Genomic DNA, 1824 nt, shown 5'->3' with positions numbered 1-1824 from the left:
CGAGAGCACCCTGGATCACCATAAACAGGACGTTCACAACGGCGCCGAGCAGGCCGATGATCGCGAGGAACAGCCCGCCGCCCGGGTAGATCAGCATCATCTCCGAGAGAGACAACATCCCCGACAGGCTCAGCTCCTCCCCCGTCGCCTTCTGGATGATCCACGGCGCGAACTGGTCGCCCGCCGTCATCAGACCCGCGAACGCCACCGCGTACACGCCCGTGACCAGGATGAGGTTCACAACCATCTTGACCGCCGGCAAACCAGCCTTGAAATCGTTCGAGATCGCCATACGACCCAGACCGATAAGAAGCCCGATCAACGCAATCGCGGCCGTGTACCAGCCCATCCACCCGTTGATCTGACCAATCGCCGGGGCCGTCACATCCGCACTCGGGATGCCCACCCAGAACGAGTTGATCCACCCGAGAAAATCGATCAGCAGCTTCCAGATATCACGCACGAAATCCGTGAACGCGCTATTGGCAGCGTTGCCGATTCCCTCACCAGCCCAGCACAGAGGATCGAACCCCTCGCACTCCTCGCCCTCGGCCGCTGTGACAGCAATCATTTCGACGCATCCCACGTTGTGAAGCCGACGAGGTCACCGATTGACGGGCTAAAGGGGACGCGCTCCACGTCAACAAGCCACGTGGACGCGGACGAGTCCCAGACCATCGCGAAAGAGATGAAGGCGGTGACTGTCTCAGAGCCTGTGCCCTGATTCAGGCCGATCCGAACCACAACCTCATCCGCCTCCACACGGTCGAACCTGAATCCTGAAATCTGACCGGTCCGGCCTGGCTCCTTCGGGGTTCCGAATGCGGCGCTCTGCTCTTCGATGAAGTTTGCGCGGCCGGGGTTGTCGACGGTCGCTGTCTCGACGAATGCCAGGAACGAATCCGCGTCGCTACTCGCCTGCAGGCCCCCCATGAAATTGGCGGCACCGAAGAGGGCTCCTGTTGGGGAATGAGCGAAGCATCCCCAGGAGGAGTCCTCTCGTTCCACCGGACCGAACGTCGGGGATTCGGGTACGAGGAGGAAGCTGCGGTTGACCCACTCGGCGTCGGGTCCGACCGTGGGGATGTCTGATCCCGAGGGCAGGTCGCAGACACCCCCTGTCTCGGGCGGAGTCGACTTGTTTTCGCTCGGCTGAGACGGCGTCGACGGCGCACCTGATGGGGTGGAGCCGCCCTCGGGGTTGTCCCTGCCGCCGAAGGTCAGCACCAGTACGAGAGCGGCGATGACAGCGAGCACCAAGATCGCTGCCGCCAGCCACCACGCGTTGAACTTGACCAGGCCGCGGTTGCTATCGCTGTTGTCGTCGCTCATGATCTCTCCCCTGCTCAGCCGGTGAACGTTGCGATGATGCCGCCGGCAGCGCCGACGAGGACACACACGATGAGCGCGATCACGAGGCCCTTGAAGCCCTGGATCTCACGGCCCGTGAATGCAGCGAACGCGAGATACCCGGCGCTTGCGAGGAAGCCGGCAAGACCCAGGATGAGCGCACCCCAGGCGAGCCAGTTGATCAGCGTGGATACGCCCTCCGTGCCCGGAGGCTGCTCCGGCTCAGGGTTGGGCAGGACGCCGGTGATCGCGGTCGCGACCTCAATCAGAGTGTTCATTTCTTTCCTTCCGTAGGTGGGGTTTGAGCAAGCTTGCGAATGCGTCCGATGGTCCACCGGACGCGAGGAGAAGAGGTCTTGAGAGTGGGTTCGGCCAGGCGCCATCCCTCGGCCCAGGGAACCCGCCACCCGTGCGGCGTCATCCGGCCGATGCGCTCAACGGCCTTGAGTTGCGCTTTGGTCAGCTGTGGGCCGT

At 63.2% G+C, this 1824-nt stretch carries 4 protein-coding genes; all 4 read right to left on the bottom strand.

Annotated features, from left to right (window positions below; genetic code table 11):
• Positions 1 to 571, bottom strand: a 571-nt coding sequence (locus tag KZA10_RS13990) for a hypothetical protein (protein ID WP_218683182.1), incomplete at its 3' end; no start/stop codon positions are given.
• Complete coding sequence (locus KZA10_RS13985) at positions 568 to 1257, bottom strand: hypothetical protein (RefSeq protein WP_218683181.1); 690 nt, start codon at positions 1255 to 1257, stop codon at positions 568 to 570. The genes KZA10_RS13990 and KZA10_RS13985, both read right to left, overlap by 4 nt.
• An 89-nt stretch (positions 1258 to 1346) precedes the next feature.
• Entirely contained in the window at positions 1347 to 1628 is a 282-nt protein-coding gene (locus tag KZA10_RS13980; RefSeq protein ID WP_067117746.1) for a hypothetical protein, read from the bottom strand.
• Positions 1625 to 1824: hypothetical protein (locus KZA10_RS13975; protein WP_218683180.1), on the bottom strand; the 200-nt coding region annotated here is incomplete at its 5' end. The genes KZA10_RS13975 and KZA10_RS13980, both read right to left, overlap by 4 nt.

The sequence above is a fragment of the Microbacterium sp. BF1 genome, assembly GCF_019279095.1.
Lineage (GTDB): Bacteria > Actinomycetota > Actinomycetes > Actinomycetales > Microbacteriaceae > Microbacterium > Microbacterium maritypicum.
Note: the sequence above shows the minus strand (reverse complement) of the source record. Positions and strands in the feature narration are given on the sequence as shown.

Coding starts and splice junctions, on each gene's coding strand:
- KZA10_RS13980 (WP_067117746.1), bottom strand. CDS start 1,628: ATGAACACTCTGATTGAGGTCGCGACCGCGATCACCGGCGTCCTGCCC.